This window comes from Streptomyces sp. MNU89 (genome assembly GCF_020982505.1).
Classification (GTDB): Bacteria; Actinomycetota; Actinomycetes; order Streptomycetales; family Streptomycetaceae; genus Streptomyces; species Streptomyces xinghaiensis.
This window is the reverse complement of record NZ_JAJKLL010000001.1, coordinates 3,754,103-3,769,585: the sequence shown is the minus strand read 5'-3', so window position 1 is coordinate 3,769,585 and position 15,483 is coordinate 3,754,103. Positions and strand designations below refer to the sequence as shown.

Sequence of the window (15,483 nt, the reverse complement as noted above, 5' to 3'; positions counted from 1 at the left end):
GCCGGGCGGGCGGCGGATTCTGATTCGATGCACTTCTATGTTGACGTTCTTCGATTCAAGCACCACTCTTGATTCCACAACCGTCAATGCAGGATCGATTCCAGGGGAGTGCCCTCATGAACGACCAGTCCGAACTGCGCGAGACCGTCCGCGCCGGATACGCCGCCGCCGCACTCCAGGTGACCCGGGGCGGGACGGCGCGCTGCGGATCCGGGTCCCCGGAGACCGACGAGAGCTTCGGCGCCCGCCCCTACGGCGACGAGGACCTCTCGGCACTCCCCGAGGACGCCGTGGCGGCCTCCCTCGGCTGCGGCAACCCGCTCGCGGTCGCCGAACTGCGCGCGGGCGAACGGGTGCTCGACCTCGGCTCCGGCGGCGGCATCGACGTCCTGCTCTCCGCCCGCCGGGTCGGACCGGAGGGCAAGGCCTACGGCCTGGACATGACCGAGGAGATGCTGGCCCTCGCGCTGGCCAACGCGGAGAAGGCCGGTGCCCGCAACGCCGAGTTCCTCAAGGGCACCATCGAGTCCGTCCCGCTGCCCGCCGGCACCATCGACGTCGTGATCTCCAACTGCGTGATCAACCTGTCCGTGGACAAGGCCGCCGTCTTCGCCGAGATGTTCCGCGTCCTGAGGCCCGGTGGCCGCATCGGCATCTCGGACGTGGTGGCCGAGGACCACCTCACCCCCGCACAGCGCGCGGAGCGCGGCAACTACGTGGGCTGCATCGCCGGGGCGCTGTCCTACGCCGAGTACCGCGCGGGCCTGGAGGCGGCCGGGTTCGGCGAGATCGGGATCACGCCGGCGCACGAGGTCGCCGAGGGCATGCAGTCCGCCATCGTCCGGGCGGTCAAGCCCGCGGACGCTCCCGCGGTCCCGAGCGTCCGGAGCACTCCGGAGACCACCGCCGGCGGCTCCTGCTGCGGCTGACACCGGCCGCCCACGGCACCCGCCGCGCCGCGACGGCGCACGGACGGGCGGACCCGGCCCCCGGGGCCCGACCGGCTCCACGGACCCACGGACCCGCCTCGGGCCGGCACCCGCACGGGTGCCGGCCCGAAGGGATGCCGATGCCGGGGGGTTCGGCGGGCCGCGGCGTGCGGTCCGCTCGGGCCGCCGAGGGCGCTCAGGCCGCCGGTTCCGGGGCGATCTCGGCGATCAGGCCCTCGATCCGGGTCCTGATCTCGTCGCGGATGGGCCGTACGGCGTCGACGCCCTGCCCGGCCGGGTCGTCCAGCTTCCAGTCCAGGTAGCGCTTGCCGGGGAAGACGGGGCAGGTGTCGCCGCAGCCCATGGTGATCACGACATCGGAGGCCCGCACGGCGTCCACGGTCAGCACCTTGGGCACCTCCGCGGACATGTCGACGCCCACCTCGCGCATGGCTTCGACGGCGGCGGGGTTGACCTGGCCGGCGGGGGCCGAACCGGCGGAGCGGACCTCGACGCGGTCGCCCGCGAGGTGGGTCAGCCAGGCCGCGGCCATCTGGGAGCGGCCGGCGTTGTGGACGCAGACGAAGAGCACGGAGGGCTTCTCGGTCATCACGGGTTCTCTCTTGCGTAGGGGCGGACCGTGCGGGAGCACACAGGCGCGGCGAAGAGGGCCCGAGGCAACTGGCATCATCCGCCGCTGATGTGAGAGTATCAGCCCATGATGACGTCAGTCGACACTGAACTGATCCGGGTACTCGCGGACCCGCTCAGGCTGAGAATCGTGACGCTGCTCGCGAGCGAGACGCTGTGCACCACGCATCTGGTCCAGGAGACCGGCGCCCGCCAGACGAACCTCTCCAACCACCTCCGCGTGCTCCGCGAGGCCGGGGTCGTCGAGACCGAGCCCTGCGGCCGCTACACGTACTACAAGCTGCGGCCCGACGTCATCGAAGCCCTGGCCGGCTCGTTCGCCGAGCTGGCCCGCTCCGCCCGCGCCACCCAGGCCACCGACACGAAGAGGTCCTGCCCGTGACCCGCACCGACCCGCCTCCCGCGACGACCGCGGAGGACCCCGGCTCCTCCGTCGTCGCGAAGCTCTCCACCCTCGACCGCTTCCTCGCGGTGTGGATCCTGATCGCCATGGCCGTGGGGCTCGGACTGGGCCGGCTGGTCCCCGGAATGAACGACGCCCTGGCCGCGGTGGAGATCGGCGGCATCTCGCTGCCGATCGCGCTCGGCCTCCTGGTCATGATGTACCCGGTCCTGGCCAAGGTCCGCTACGACAAGCTGGACGCCGTCACCGGCGACAAGCGGCTGATGATCTCCTCACTGGTGATCAACTGGGTCGTCGGCCCGGCCGTGATGTTCGCCCTCGCCTGGATCTTCCTGCCCGACCTGCCCGAGTACCGCACCGGGCTGATCATCGTCGGCCTGGCCCGCTGCATCGCCATGGTCATCATCTGGAACGACCTGGCCTGCGGCGACCGCGAGGCCGGCGCCGTCCTCGTCGCCCTCAACTCGGTCTTCCAGGTCCTGGCCTTCGGCCTGCTCGGCTGGTTCTACCTCGACCTGCTTCCCGGCTGGCTCGGCCTCGGCGACGGCAGCCGCCTCGACATCTCCATGTGGGAGATCGCCCTCAACGTCGTCATCTTCCTGGGCATCCCGCTCATCGCCGGCTTCCTCACCCGCCGCATCGGCGAACAGCGGATGGGCCGCGAGTCCTACGAGGCGAAGGTGCTCCCGAAGATCGGCCCCTGGGCCCTCTACGGCCTGCTCTTCACCATCGTGGTCCTCTTCGCCCTGCAGGGGAAGACGATCACCTCCCAGCCGCTGGACGTCGCCCGCATCGCCCTCCCCCTGCTCGTCTACTTCGCGGTGATGTGGTTCGGCAGCTTCGCCCTCGGCAAGGCCATCGGCCTGCCCTACGCCCGCTCCGCGACCCTGGCCTTCACGGCCGCCGGGAACAACTTCGAACTCGCCATCGCTGTCGCCATCGCGACCTTCGGCGTCACCTCCGGCCAGGCGCTCTCCGGCGTCGTCGGCCCCCTGATCGAGGTCCCCGTCCTCATCGGGCTCGTCTACGTGTCACTGGCCTGGCGCAACCGGTTCGCTTCCCCCCTCCCGGCCGCCGGCCCGGAGGGAAAGCTGTCATGAACTGCCTCACCTGCACCCTGCACGGGGACACCGCCCCGGCCACCGGCCTCTGCCACACCTGCGGCACCGGAGTCTGCCGGGAGCACACCCGGACCGGACTCCAGCACGTCCGCCGCGGCCCGGTCACCGGCCCGGCGCTGTACGGCACCGAGCGCCGGCTCCTCTGCCCGGACTGCGCGACGGCCGGCGCCGAGACCTCGGTGGCGGTCGCCACGGCCGCGTAGCCGCGAGCGTCGGCATCACGGCGGCCCGCGGCGGGCGCACAGGCCCGCCGCGGGCCGCTGGCCGTTCAGCTCCGGGGCGGCCCGGCGGAGTGGAGCGTGTCCAGACGCCGCCGGTACTCCTCGTCGTCGATCTCGCCCCGTGCGAACCGTTCGGCGAGGACCTGCTCCGGCGACGGGGGAACGGACCGCTGCGGCTGCTCCGACCGGCTGCCCAGCGCACGGAAGAGCATCACCGCACCGGTGATGATCAGCACCCAGAAAAGGATCATCCCGGCGGACATCGCGAACCAGCCCCAGCCGCTGACATCGTGGTCGTACCAGAACATCATGATCTCTCACGCCCTTCGGATCCCGGGCTGCGAACACGGGCCGGTCGCCCAGGCCGTCCACCGCCCTCACCCTCCAGACTGCCTCTTCTCCCGGCCGCCCGCATGAGCCGGTGGGGGCCGTGACCCGGGACCAAATACCCCCACCCCGCAAGGGTGAATCCCCCCAAACGGGAGGCCGGGCCGAGGCCGCAAGCCCGCCCCGCCCCGGAACCCGGACGCACGGCCCGGGGACCGGCCGGGGGGCACCGGCCGGCCGCGGGACCCGACGAGCCCGGCCGGGCCGGCCGGCGGCCCCTCGTCAGGCGTCGATGACGACGGGAATGATGAGGGGCTTGCGGCGGTACGTGCGGAACGCCCAGGAGGCCACGGCGCGGGCGATGAGCTGTTCGAGCTGGTGGGCCTCTCCGACCCCTTCCTCCGCCGCCTTCGCCAGCGTCTTCTCGATGACGGGGACGACCGGCTCGAACGTGGTGTCGTCGTGGACGAAACCACGGGCGAGGAAATCGGGGGTCTCCGCCAGGGCTCCGGTGTCGGCGTCGACGATGGCCACGACGGTGACGACGCCCTCCTCGGCGAGCGTGACCCGGTCCTTGAGAGAGGCCTCGGTGGCTCCGCCGACCTCCATGCCGTCCACGTAGATGTTCCCGGCGGGCACCTTGCCGGTGATGGAGGCCCGCCCGTCCACCAGGTCGACGACCACGCCGTCCTCGGCGATGACCACACGGTCGGGGTCGACCCCGGTGCGGACGGCCAGATCGGCGTTGGCCCGCAGATGGCGCCACTCCCCGTGCACGGGCATGACGTTCCGGGGCTTGACGATGTTGTAGCAGTAGACCAGTTCACCGGCGCTGGCGTGCCCCGAGACGTGCACCTTCGCGTTGCCCTTGTGGACGACGTTGGCGCCCCACCGGGTCAGCCCGTTGATCACCCGGTAGATGGCGTTCTCGTTGCCCGGAATGAGGGAGCTGGCGAGCAGCACGGTGTCGCCCTCGCCGATACGGATCATGTGGTCGCGGTTGGCCATCCGCGACAGCGCGGCCATCGGCTCGCCCTGCGAACCGGTGCACACCAGCGCGATCTTGCTCGGCGGCAGCTTCTCCAGCTCCTTCACCGGCACCACCAGCCCCTGCGGGACCTTCAGATAGCCCAGGTCCCGGGCGATGCCCATGTTGCGGACCATCGACCGGCCCACGAACGCGACCTTGCGGCCGTGCTGGTGCGCCGCGTCCAGCACCTGCTGGATGCGGTGCACATGGCTGGCGAAGCTGGAGACGATGACCCGCCGCGGCGCGGTGCGCAGCACCTGCTCGATCGCGGGGTTCAGCTCCTTCTCGGAGGTGGTGAAGCCGGGCACCTCGGCGTTGGTGGAGTCGGTGAGGAACAGGTCGACGCCTTCCTCACCCAGCCGCGCGAAGGCCCGCAGGTCGGTGATGCGGTCGTCCAGCGGGAACTGGTCCATCTTGAAGTCGCCGGTGTGCAGCACCAGACCCGCGCCGGTGCGGATCGCCACGGCCAGGCCGTCCGGGATCGAGTGGTTGACCGCCACGAACTCGCAGTCGAACGGGCCGAAGCCCCGGCGGTCCCCCTCGCGGACCCGCACCGTGCGGGGCCGGATGCCGTGCTCCTTGAGCTTGGCCTCCAGGAACGCCAGCGTCAGCTTGGAGCCCACCACGGGGATGTCCGCCCGTTCGCGGAGCAGGTACGGCACACCGCCGATGTGGTCCTCGTGGCCGTGGGTGAGCACCACGGCCACGATGTCGTCCAGCCGGTCCCGGATCGAGGTGAAGTCGGGGAGGATCACGTCCACCCCGGGCTGGTGCTCCTCGGGGAAGAGCACACCGCAGTCGACGACGAGCAGCTTGCCGGCGTGCTCGAAGACCGTCATGTTGCGGCCGATCTCGCCCAGGCCGCCCAGAGCGACCACCCTCAACCCGCCGTCGGGCAGCGGAGGAGCGGCTTTCAATTCGGGATGGGGATGACTCATTATCCTGACGCTACCGGAGAGTCCGGCAGGCGGCTCCCCGCCCCCACCGCTCGGGCGACCGGGCACCGCCCGATCGGGTAAGGCCGGGGTGTGCGTCCGCCGCGGCGGACGGGGAGGCCGGCACCGCGGCATGCCGGGCGGGCCCGGGCGGTCTCCGTCCCGGCCCCTCCGCGCAAGCGCGGTCGCCACGCCGGCGAGGACGGCAACTCCCGTGCCGGCGTGGGGCGTTCGGCCGGGCCGCCGGAGGGACGCGGCCATGAGCTGCGCCGCCCCCTCGGGGGAAGGAGCGGCGCCGCCCGACGACGACGGCGGCCTGCGGGGCCGCCCTCGTTTCAGCGATTACCAACCTACCCTAACGTCAGGGTAGATTTGTGGCCGGCAAGCATGCCGGGCGGGCGATGCGAGGTGGTGGGCCGTGGGAGATCGGCTGATGCGGATCGGCGAGGTGTCCGAGCGCACGGGTCTGTCCCTGCGCACCATCCGCCACTACGAGGAGGTCGGGGTGGTGGCCCCCAGCGAGCGCAGCCTGGGCGGCTTCCGTCTCTACACCGAGGCGGAGGTGCGCCGGCTGGCGCTGGTGCGGCGGATGCGTCCGCTCGGCTTCTGCCTGGAGGATGTGCGGACGCTGCTGAACGTACTGGAGCGGTTGCCGGACACCGGCGGACCGCTGCCCGCGACCGAGGAACAGGCACACGAGGAACTGGTGACGACCTTGCGGAAGTACTGGGAGAGGGCCGATGCGCGGTGCGAGGACTTGCGCGGTGAGCTGAGGGCGGCCGAGGACTTCGCCGGTTCCCTGCACGGGCATCTCTCGCGGCTGCTGGAGGCCTCGGCGGCGTCCCGGAAGGCGGCCCGGTGAACGCGACCGCGCAGTGGGCGGCGGGTGAGGCGGCCCGGCGGCGGACCTTCGCCGTGATCAGCCATCCGGACGCGGGCAAGTCGACGCTGACCGAGGCGCTGGCCCTGCACGCGCACGCGATCACCGAGGCCGGGGCGGTGCACGGCAAGGCGGGCCGGCGCGGGGTGGCCTCGGACTGGATGGAGATGGAGAAGGCCCGCGGGATCTCCGTGACCTCCGCGGTGCTGCAGTTCGCCCACCGTGACTGCGTGCTGAACCTGCTGGACACCCCCGGGCACGCGGACTTCTCCGAGGACACCTACCGGGTCCTGGCCGCGGTGGACTGTGCGGTGATGCTCATCGACGCGGCCAAGGGCCTGGAGGAGCAGACCCGCAAGCTGTTCGACGTCTGCCGGCACCGTCGCATCCCTGTCATCACCTTCGTCAACAAGTGGGACCGGCCCGGCCGCGAGGCCCTGGAACTGCTGGACGAGATCGAGCGGGAGTTCGGGCTCCGCCCCACCCCCGTCACCTGGCCCGTGGGCATCGCCGGCCACCTGCGCGGGCTCGTGGACGTCCGCGAACCGGAGCGCATGCTGCGCTACACCCGCACCCCCGGCGGGTCCAAGGAGGCCCTGGAGGAACCGGTCTCCGCCGCCGAGGCCGCCTCCGCGGAAGGGACGGACTGGGAACAGGCGGTCGAGGAACTGGAGTTGCTGCAGGCGGAGGGGGCGGGCTTCGACCGCGAGTCCTTCCTGGCGGGGAAGTCCACCCCGGTCTTCTTCGGCGCCGCGATCTCCAACATCGGGGTACGGCTGCTGCTCGACGCCCTCGTCGACTTCGCACCGCCGCCCGGACCCCGCGAGCTGGAGGGCGGCGGCACCCGCCCCGTCGACGCCCCGTTCTCGGGACTGGTCTTCAAGGTGCAGGCCAACATGGACCCCGCGCACCGGGACCGGATCGCGTTCCTGCGGGTCTGCTCCGGGGTGTTCGAACGCGGGGCGACCGTCACCCGCGCCGCCTCCGGCAAGCCGTTCGCGACCAAGTACGCGCACAGCGTCTTCGGCCAGGACCGTTCCATGGTCGACACCGCCTACCCGGGCGATGTCGTCGGCCTGGTCAACGCCGCGGCACTGCGCGTCGGCGACACCCTTTACGCCGGCCCGCCCGCGGTGTTCCCGGCCATGCCCACCTTCGCGCCCGAGCACTTCGCGGTCGCCCGCCCCACCGACATCAGCCGCTCCAAGCAGTTCCGGCGCGGCATCGCACAGCTGGACGAGGAGGGCGTGGTGCAGGTCCTGGTGTCCGAGCTGCGCGGCGACCAGGCACCCGTCCTGGCGGCCGTGGGGCCCATGCAGTTCGACGTGGTCTCCGCCCGCATGGCGGGTGAGTTCTTCGCCCCGGTACGGCTGGAGCCGCTCCCGTACCACGTGGCCAGGGCCACCGACGCCGAAGGGGCCGAAGCGCTCAACGGCTCCCGGCTGGTCCGCGGCGAGGCGCTGACCAGGATCCGCGACACGGCGCACCTGGCCCTCTTCCAGGACCGCTGGCAGGCCAACTCCTTCCGCCGCGCGTTCCCCGACGCCCGGCTGGAACCCCTGCTGGCCGCCCACCAGTAGACCCCCGCCGGCAGCGGCGGAACGGAAACCGGGCCCCCTCGGCCCGGCCTTGCGCAAGGCCGGGACCGAAGGCGGCCGACGGCACCTGGTGGTGCTACTGAGGCGGGCGCCTGCGCGCCGTGCCGTCAGCCGTCCGCGTCAAGCCGCCGACGCAGCGTGGCGGCGAAGTCCTCGGCGGCCATCAGCTGGGCCCGCAGGGTCTCGCAGCGGGCGTCGGCCACTTTGCGGTACGCGTCCAGCCGCTCGCGCAACCGTTCCCTTTCTCCGCCCGTCGGCGGATCACCGGCGCCCGACAGGCGGTCGGTGATCTCCAGCAGGTCCCGCATCTCCTCCAGGGAGAAGTCCAGCGGCTTCATCCGGCGGACGACCATGAGGCGTTCGACGTCGGCGTCGGTGTAGAGGCGGAAGCCGCCCTTGCTGCGGGCGGAGGGGCTGACCAGACCGACGTCCTCGTAGTGGCGGATCGTGCGGAGTGACAACCCGGTCCGCTCGGCCACCTCGCCGATCTGCATCTGCCGCTCCGTCATCGCCGCGCCTGCTCCCTCTGCCGTTCCACCGCTTCGAACGTTCGCATCAATCCAGCCTACGTGTCTGGAATCACATGATCCGAGCGCTTGTTTGCCTGCATTTCACAGTTCCGATTCGCACCCTGCCCTCACGTCAGGGTAGGGTTTTGACGTGGACGCCCGCGCTGTACAGCTGCGGCCCGGGCCCCGCCGCCGGACTGCGGCCCCGACCGGGCCCCGCCGGCATCCGCAGACTTCCGGGCAATGATGCCCGACCGGCGGCCACGACGGCCGCCACCCCCTACCGGCAGGGCCCCCGTCGAGGCCGGGCCGCCGGGATTCCGCACCGGGTGCGGAGGAGAGCACGCGTGGGCATCCAGCGGTTGGACGTCTGCGCCCGAACAGAAACGGTTGCATGTCCTTCTCGCTGTCCGCAGTACCCAAGCTGCGCCTGTCCCGGCCCGACTGGCTCGCCTCCCCCAAGGTGTTCCGCACCGAGGTGCTGGCCGGCCTCGTGGTCGCCCTGGCCCTGATCCCGGAGGCCATCTCCTTCTCGATCATCGCCGGAGTCGACCCCGCCATCGGCCTGTTCGCCTCCTTCACCATGGCCGTGGTGATCTCCGTCGTGGGCGGCCGGAAGGCCATGATCTCGGCGGCGACCGGTGCCATCGCGCTGGTTATCGCACCGCTCAACCACGAGTACGGCCTGGGGCACCTGATCGCCGCGGTGATCCTCGGCGGCCTCATGCAGATCGCCCTCGGCGCGGTGGGCGTGGCCAAGCTGATGCGTTTCGTCCCGCGCTCGGTGATGGTGGGCTTCGTCAACGCCCTCGCGATCCTGATCTTCCTGGCCCAGGTCCCCGAGCTGCGGAACGTGCCCTGGGCCGTCTATCCGCTGGTCACCGGGGGCCTCGTGCTGATGGTGCTCTTCCCGCGGCTGACGAAGGCCGTCCCGGCCCCGCTGGTCTCCATCGTCATCCTCACCCTGATCACCATCGGCGCCGGCCTGGCCGTCCCCACGGTCGGTGACAAGGGCGAGCTGCCCTCCTCGCTGCCGGTACCGGGTCTGCCCGAGGTGCCGCTGACGCTGGAGACGCTCACCGTCATCGCCCCGTACTCCCTCGCCTTCGCGCTGGTCGGCCTGATGGAGTCGCTCATGACCGCCAAGCTGGTCGACGACATCACCGACACCCACTCCAACAAGACGCGGGAATCCATCGGCCAGGGCATCGCCAACGTCGTCACCGGCTTCTTCGGCGGCATGGGCGGCTGCGCCATGATCGGCCAGACGATGATCAACGTGAAGACCTCCGGGGCCCGCACCCGGCTCTCCACCTTCCTGGCCGGCATGTTCCTGCTGATCCTGGTCGTGGTCTTCGGGCCCGTCGTCTCCGACATCCCGATGGCCGCCCTGGTCGCCGTGATGATCCTCGTCTCGGCCGCCACCTTCGACTGGCACTCCGTCCAGCCCGGGACGCTGCGGCGGATGCCGCTGGGCGAGACGGGGGTGATGGTGGTGACCGTCGCCGTGGTCGTCGCCACCCACAATCTCGCCATCGGCGTGATCGTCGGCTGCGTCACCGCGATGGTGATCTTCGCCAAGCGCGTCGCCCACCTCGCCGAGGTCTCCGGCGTGGTCGACCCGGACGGCAACCAGGTGGTCTACGCGGTCACCGGCGAGCTGTTCTTCGCCTCCTCCAACGACCTCGTCTACCAGTTCGACTACAAGGACGACCCGGACGACGTCGTCATCGACCTCACCGACGCCCACATCTGGGACGCCTCCTCCGTCGCCGCCCTGGACGCCATCGAGACCAAGTACGCCCAGCGCGGCAAGAAGGTCACCATCGTCGGCCTGAACAAGCCCAGCGCCGAGATGCACACCAAGCTCGCCGGCCAGCTCACCGCCGGGCACTGACGCCGCCGTCCCGGCCCGCCGCGCCCCGGCGGGCCGGAACGGGCCCTCCTGACCACCGCGGCGGACCGGGACAGGCCGCGACTGACGGCCCCGGCCGGGCCCGTGGCCACCACGGGTACGGGACGATGGGCTGCGGACACCCTCTCGGCCCTCCCCGGCCGCCGGAGGCACGGCTCTGCGAGGACGGCCCCTGAACCGGCCCGCGGAACAAGCCCGTCCGGACGCCCCCGCGCACGCCCCCCACCACGACCGGCAAGCCCTTCCACGGCTGGCGCATCGTCGCCTACTCGGCGCTCGCCATGGCGATGACGGCCCCCGGCCAGACCGCCGGCATCTCCGTCTTCATCGACCCGCTCATCACCGGCCTCGGCATCGGCCGCACCGAGGTGCCCACGGCCTACCTCACCGGTACGCTCATCGGCGCCTGCGCGATGCCGCTGGTGGGCCGCGCGATCGACCGGTACGGCCCCCCGGCGGGTGATCGCCGCCGTCGGCGCCGTCTTCGGGGCGGTGCTCCTCGGCCTGTCCTTCGTCACCGGCCTCACCGGGCTGACCGCCGGGTTCGTCGGCGTCCGCATGACCGGCCAGGGCGCCCTCTCCCTCGTGGCCACGACCACCGTCGCCTACTGGCTCGACAAACGCCGCGGCAGCGCCCACACCCTCACCATCGCCGCCAACGCCTTCGGACCGCTCGCCATCTCCCTGGGCCACGATCTGACCGGCGGATACGGCACCGCGCTCGTCGTACTCACCGTCATCCCGGCCGCCGAGCGAGGGCGAAGGGGCGGGCGGCGCGGCCGCCCGCCCCCAGGTGCACGGACGGCGGATCAGGCCGTCGCGGGCCGGGGTTCCGCCTGCGGCGCGGGCCGTGCCAGGCGGCCACTGCGGTGCAGCCCGTAGAGGGCACCGGAGCAGGCCAGTCCCAGCGCGAGCAGCGCCATCCACGGCAGTGCGGACACTTCCGCCGCGCGGGCCGCGTCCAAGGCGGCACCGGTGAGCAGATTGCCCAGGGTGATCCCGATACCGCAGATGGTGTTGTACAACCCGTAGTGCGTGGCGACGAGACGGTCACCGGAGAGCCGGACGATGGTGTCCATCTCGAACGGGTAAGCGATCATCGTGCCGATGGCCAGCACCAGCGCGGCCAGCGTCGGCGGCACGGCGGCCAGCAGCCACAGCGCCGCACCGTCCTCCGGTACGGGAACGGCCGTGGCAGCCAGCAGCGGCGTGAAGGCGGCGCCCATGACGAGCAGTCCCCAGGTGAGAGCACGACCCGGCTCCATACGGGCCTTGCACCAAGCGGTCACCCTCGTCTGGAAGAGGATCGTGCTCAGCCCGGAGACGGCGAAGAGCAGCGCCACCGCCGCCGTGCCGGAGTTCCCGTCGCCGCCGAGGCGCCGGACCTCCATCGGCAGCGCGAGGTAGACCTGGAACTGCAGGACGTAGAAGCCGATCATGGCAGCGGAGAACAGCAGGAACGGCCGGTTGCGGACCACGCCGCGCCACTGGGACAGCACGCTCTCCCGCCGCTTTCCCGCGTTCTCCGTCTCCGTGCCGCCGGAGTCGCCGGCCCGGCGGGCGGGCAGGCTGCGGATCTGCACGATGCTCAGCACAGCGAAGATCCCTGCCGAGACCAGGCAGGTGACGCGGAAGTCGAACCCGGTCAGCACCATCCCCACCAGCGGGCCGAGCAGAATCCCGGCCTGGTAGAAGACGTTGAACAACGCGAACGCCTCCACACGGCGTTCCCCCGCGTCGGCGGCGAGGTAGGCCCTGACCGCGGGGTTGAACAGCGCCCCGGCGAGCCCGGTGGCCGCTGAAGCGGCCAGCAGGGCCGGGAGCGAGTCGACCAGCCCCAGCATCGCGAAACCCACCGTGCGCAGCACGCACCCGGCGACGATCAGCGGTTTGTAGCCGAGCCGGTCGGCCAGCGTCCCGCCGACCAGGAACAGGCCCTGCTGGCTGAAGTTCCGTACGCCGAGGACAAGTCCGACGATCCATCCGGCCAGCCCGAGCGTGCCCGAGAGATGCGCGGCCAGGTACGGCATCAGCATGTAGAAGCCGAGGTTGATGGTGAACTGGTTCACCATCAGCAGCTGGACGCTGCGCTCGTACGACCGCAGCTGCGTGACGACCGCCTTCACCGGCTCTCCTCCCCTGTTCCGGACCCGCCGTGGGCCTCGGTGCCGGCGCCGGGGGCCTCCGGCCGGTCCGCGGTGGCCCGCGGGGCCGCCGGTTCCGTCTCCCGCGGTTCGCCGGCGGTGAGGGTGAGGGGGTCGGTCACGGTGGTGCACCGCGTCCAGTGGGTGACCTCCTTCTCGTTCAGCCGGCCGATCACCTCCGGTTCGGCGGCCGGCGGGGTCTCCAGGAGTCCGTGGGCGGCGCAGTAGTCGTCGTCGTAGACGGTGCCGAGGTAACGCTGCGGGCCGTCGGGGAAGACCGCCGCGATCCTCGTGTCCGCGGGCAGGGTGCGGGCCAGCCAGCCGGCGACCAGGGCGACCGCTCCCACGCTCCATCCGCCGGTGGCGTAGTGCGAGGCCGCGAGCTGCCGACAGGCCCATACCGCCTCGGCCGGCGCCACCCAGTGCACCTCGGCGAAACTCCCGTAGGCGACGTTGCGGGGGTAGATGCTGGAGCCCAGTCCGCGCATCAGACGGGGACGGGCGGGCTGGCCGAAGATCGTGGAGCCGATGGTGTCGACGCCGACGAGCCGCAACCCCGGGTAGAGGTGCTGCAGCGTCCGGGACACGCCGGCGGAGTGGCCGCCGGTGCCCACGCTGCACACCAGGACGTCGATATGGCCCAGTTGGGAGGCGAGTTCGAGCGCCAGTGGGGTGTACGCGGTGGTGTTGTCGGGGTTGTTGTACTGGTCCGGGCACCAGGAGCCGGGGTGCCGCTCCATCAGCCGGGCGACCCGGTCGCGGCGGGCCTGCTGCCAGCCGCCGGTGGGGTGGGGGTCGGAGACGACGTTGACCTGGGCTCCGTAGGCGGTCAGCAGCCGTGTCATGGACGTTTCCAGGCCCGGGTCGGTGACCAGCGTGACCGGGTGGCGGTGGACCATGCCGGCCAGGGCCAGCCCCAGGCCGAGGGTGCCGCTGGTGGACTCGATGATCCGGCCGCCGGGCCGCAGATCGCCGCGGGCACGGGCTCGTTCCACCATGTGCAGTGCGGGGCGGTCCTTGATCCCGCCGGGGTTGAAGCCTTCCAGTTTCGCCCAGAAGCCGCGGCCCGCCGGAGCGAGCGGCTCGGACACGCGGAGCACGGGGGTGTTGCCGACCAGCCCGGGGAGGGCGGAGCCGGTGGGGGTGTCAGGTCGGTGGTCGGGGGGTTCATCTTCCCGCTCTCGGTCGATGGAGAGGTGCGTCGAGGGTTCGGTGTGCCGCCTCCTCGGCCCGGGCGGTGCCCGGGGGCCGGCCGGCGGCACGCGGCAGCCGGTCTCTCACGGCTGCGGGGCGGTCTAGATGCGCCACCGGCAGACGACGCGGAGCGTGGACCGGCCGGAGAGCGTTCTTCGGGCCTCGGGGGGAGCGGGCCACAGCGCCGTACCGCCGGGCGCCGTCTCCGCGGTCACCGCCGGCAGGGCGGCCGGGGCGGCCGGGCCGGGGACCGGTGACAGAGGACGGCTCTGGGGCACGGCGGCGGGCCCCGGCGGGGAACACGAGTCGCCGGGACGGGCCGGCTCGGCCGGATCCGGCCCCGCGCGCTCTGCTCCGACCGCGTCGTGGTCGGGGTCGGCGTCGGGATCGTGCGCGTCGCGGTGGTCCGAGGGGTGGTGCGGGGCGGGTCCGGAAACGGCGCGGGCCGCCGTGCCGTACGCGTGGCCGGGGCCGTGCAGAAGCACCGCGCAGTCGAAGGCGGTCAGCAGCAGCCCGCCGAGCACCAGCGAGAGAAGCCGGTACGGCCGGGGCCAAGCGGTGGAGACACGGGGTACGGGGGAGATCCGGGGGGTACGGAAGCGGGTCGGCACGGGTCCTCCGCGGAGCGGCCGCCTTCCCGGCATGCGGCCGGAAAAGGGGCGTACGGGCGGTGACGGACGGCTCGGGACACGACGCCACGGCCTACTCGCCCACCCCGCCGAGGGACGCGGGAGGAGAGTTGACGAGAAGCCGGACGCCGGTGACCGGAGGCGCGGAGCCCTGGGGCCGGAGGCGGCCGGGCCGCGGGATGCGGCGGACCAGGGCGTCGGCGTGACCGGTGGGAAGAGCGCCGGATGCTAGATCCGCAGTACGACCGTTCTGGAGGAATCCACCGGCGGTGGCTCGGCGGCCACCGAGCCACCCGGGAAGAGCCCGCTGGGCGCCACGTGCGGGATGTTCCCTTCACCGGCGGGCGAGGAGGCGCACGGAGCTCCCGACCCGGGGCCCTGCTGCGGCTGTCCGGGCACGCATTCCTGCACCGGGTGGGAAGGATCGTGGCCGTGACCACCGCCGGGGCGCTCCGGCGCTGTGCCCTCGATCACCTGCGGCCCGCTGCCGGCGCCGGGCCCCGTCCCGCTCACATGGCTCGCGGGGCTCATGGCGGCCGCCGCGGGCGCGGGTACCGAAAGGTGGCCCGTCACGCCCTCCGTGCTCACCGCGTGGGCGTACACCACGCCGAACACCAGCGCGGCCAACCACAGCACCCGCAGCGGTTCCGCCCAGGAGCGGAACCGCCGCGTACCGAAAGGCGGCCGGGCCGTAATCATGCCGTGATCCTAGCGACTTGACCGTTCCGGTACCGAACTCCGCCCAAGAACGGCGGGTTAACGACGGGTCAAAGGCGGCGGGTCCGGTCCCCCGGTCCGCCGGGAGGGCCCGGTGGCGTCCCCGGCCCCGGGGCCCGCGCGGGACGGGCCGGACGGGCCTCGCGCTCGCGGAGGTCGAGCACGGCCACCGCGTCGTCGTACACCGCGGCGGCCTCGACGGTGATGCCGTGCGGGCCGTCGCCGACCGCCGGGCTCGCCACGACGGAGAAGGGGCGCGAAGCCTGGGCGCGGCAGCCGG

General features: G+C 72.3%; 17 protein-coding genes. 8 read left to right on the top strand and 9 right to left on the bottom strand.

Annotated features, from left to right (window positions below; genetic code table 11):
- Positions 1-116: 116 nt before the first annotated feature.
- The gene (gene arsM, locus E4N63_RS16255; RefSeq protein ID WP_228429432.1) at positions 117-929 is read left to right on the top strand and encodes an arsenite methyltransferase; all 813 of its coding nucleotides are present in this window, start codon (positions 117-119) and stop codon (positions 927-929) included.
- A 196-nt stretch (positions 930-1,125) separates the two neighbouring features.
- Here the strand turns inward: arsM and E4N63_RS16250 are convergent, their stop codons facing one another.
- Entirely contained in the window at positions 1,126-1,539 is a 414-nt protein-coding gene (locus E4N63_RS16250) for an arsenate reductase ArsC (RefSeq protein ID WP_125623303.1), read from the bottom strand.
- A 108-nt stretch (positions 1,540-1,647) separates the two neighbouring features.
- Here E4N63_RS16250 and E4N63_RS16245 point away from each other — a divergent pair, with 108 nt between their 5' ends.
- Genes E4N63_RS16245 through E4N63_RS16235 form a run of 3 tightly spaced genes read left to right on the top strand, consistent with a single transcriptional unit; the run spans position 1,648 to position 3,307 of the window.
- Positions 1,648-1,962 carry a helix-turn-helix transcriptional regulator gene (locus E4N63_RS16245; protein ID WP_019707340.1) on the top strand — a complete coding sequence of 105 codons (315 nt, stop codon included), beginning with the start codon at positions 1,648-1,650 and terminating at the stop codon, positions 1,960-1,962.
- Positions 1,959-3,083: an ACR3 family arsenite efflux transporter gene (gene arsB / locus E4N63_RS16240; RefSeq protein WP_125623302.1), complete on the top strand. Its 1,125-nt coding sequence runs from the start codon at positions 1,959-1,961 to the stop codon at positions 3,081-3,083. The genes E4N63_RS16245 and arsB overlap by 4 nt, the downstream gene beginning before the upstream one ends.
- Positions 3,080-3,307 (top strand): DUF2180 family protein, encoded by a 228-nt coding sequence (locus tag E4N63_RS16235; protein WP_230241026.1) that lies wholly within the window; start codon positions 3,080-3,082, stop codon positions 3,305-3,307. Before arsB ends, E4N63_RS16235 begins: the two co-directional genes overlap by 4 nt.
- A 65-nt stretch (positions 3,308-3,372) precedes the next feature.
- On the opposite strand, the gene E4N63_RS16230 is transcribed toward E4N63_RS16235, so the two are convergent.
- Together E4N63_RS16230 and E4N63_RS16225 are read right to left on the bottom strand one after the other, a co-directional pair.
- Positions 3,373-3,636 (bottom strand): SHOCT domain-containing protein, encoded by a 264-nt coding sequence (locus tag E4N63_RS16230; protein WP_227958941.1) that lies wholly within the window; start codon positions 3,634-3,636, stop codon positions 3,373-3,375.
- Between the two features lie 298 nt (positions 3,637-3,934).
- Complete coding sequence (locus tag E4N63_RS16225; RefSeq protein ID WP_228429431.1) at positions 3,935-5,620, bottom strand: ribonuclease J; 1,686 nt, start codon at positions 5,618-5,620, stop codon at positions 3,935-3,937.
- Between the two features lie 415 nt (positions 5,621-6,035).
- Between E4N63_RS16225 and E4N63_RS16220 the strand changes: the two genes are divergently transcribed.
- Entirely contained in the window at positions 6,036-6,479 is a 444-nt protein-coding gene (locus tag E4N63_RS16220; RefSeq protein WP_230241025.1) for a MerR family transcriptional regulator, read from the top strand.
- A complete protein-coding gene (locus E4N63_RS16215; protein ID WP_230241024.1) occupies positions 6,476-8,077 on the top strand; it encodes a peptide chain release factor 3 in 1,602 nt (533 codons plus the stop codon). The genes E4N63_RS16220 and E4N63_RS16215 overlap by 4 nt, the downstream gene beginning before the upstream one ends.
- 125 nt (positions 8,078-8,202) lie before the next feature.
- Here E4N63_RS16215 and E4N63_RS16210 read toward each other — a convergent pair whose 3' ends face one another.
- Complete coding sequence (locus E4N63_RS16210; protein ID WP_125623298.1) at positions 8,203-8,604, bottom strand: MerR family transcriptional regulator; 402 nt, start codon at positions 8,602-8,604, stop codon at positions 8,203-8,205.
- Between the two features lie 394 nt (positions 8,605-8,998).
- Between E4N63_RS16210 and E4N63_RS16205 the strand changes: the two genes are divergently transcribed.
- Together E4N63_RS16205 and E4N63_RS16200 are read left to right on the top strand one after the other, a co-directional pair.
- Positions 8,999-10,501, top strand: a complete 1,503-nt coding sequence (locus E4N63_RS16205; RefSeq protein ID WP_125623297.1) for a SulP family inorganic anion transporter — start codon at positions 8,999-9,001, stop codon at positions 10,499-10,501.
- A gap of 477 nt (positions 10,502-10,978) precedes the next feature.
- The gene (locus E4N63_RS16200; RefSeq protein ID WP_230241023.1) at positions 10,979-11,401 is read left to right on the top strand and encodes a hypothetical protein; all 423 of its coding nucleotides are present in this window, start codon (positions 10,979-10,981) and stop codon (positions 11,399-11,401) included.
- On the opposite strand, the gene E4N63_RS16195 is transcribed toward E4N63_RS16200, so the two are convergent.
- The 5 genes from E4N63_RS16195 to E4N63_RS16175 form a co-directional block, all read right to left on the bottom strand.
- A complete protein-coding gene (locus E4N63_RS16195; protein WP_125623296.1) occupies positions 11,329-12,645 on the bottom strand; it encodes an MFS transporter in 1,317 nt (438 codons plus the stop codon). The genes E4N63_RS16200 and E4N63_RS16195 overlap by 73 nt on opposite strands.
- Complete coding sequence (locus E4N63_RS16190; RefSeq protein WP_308188782.1) at positions 12,642-13,853, bottom strand: PLP-dependent cysteine synthase family protein; 1,212 nt, start codon at positions 13,851-13,853, stop codon at positions 12,642-12,644. Before E4N63_RS16190 ends, E4N63_RS16195 begins: the two co-directional genes overlap by 4 nt.
- A gap of 105 nt (positions 13,854-13,958) precedes the next feature.
- Positions 13,959-14,468, bottom strand: coding sequence for a hypothetical protein (locus E4N63_RS16185; RefSeq protein ID WP_230241022.1), 510 nt, complete (start codon positions 14,466-14,468; stop codon positions 13,959-13,961).
- Positions 14,469-14,714: 246 nt separating this feature from the next.
- Positions 14,715-15,185 (bottom strand): hypothetical protein, encoded by a 471-nt coding sequence (locus E4N63_RS16180; RefSeq protein WP_230241021.1) that lies wholly within the window; start codon positions 15,183-15,185, stop codon positions 14,715-14,717.
- Positions 15,186-15,253: 68 nt separating this feature from the next.
- On the bottom strand, positions 15,254-15,445 hold the full coding sequence (locus E4N63_RS16175) for a hypothetical protein (RefSeq protein ID WP_185831161.1): 192 nt from the start codon (positions 15,443-15,445) through the stop codon (positions 15,254-15,256).
- Between the last annotated feature and the right edge of the window lie 38 nt (positions 15,446-15,483).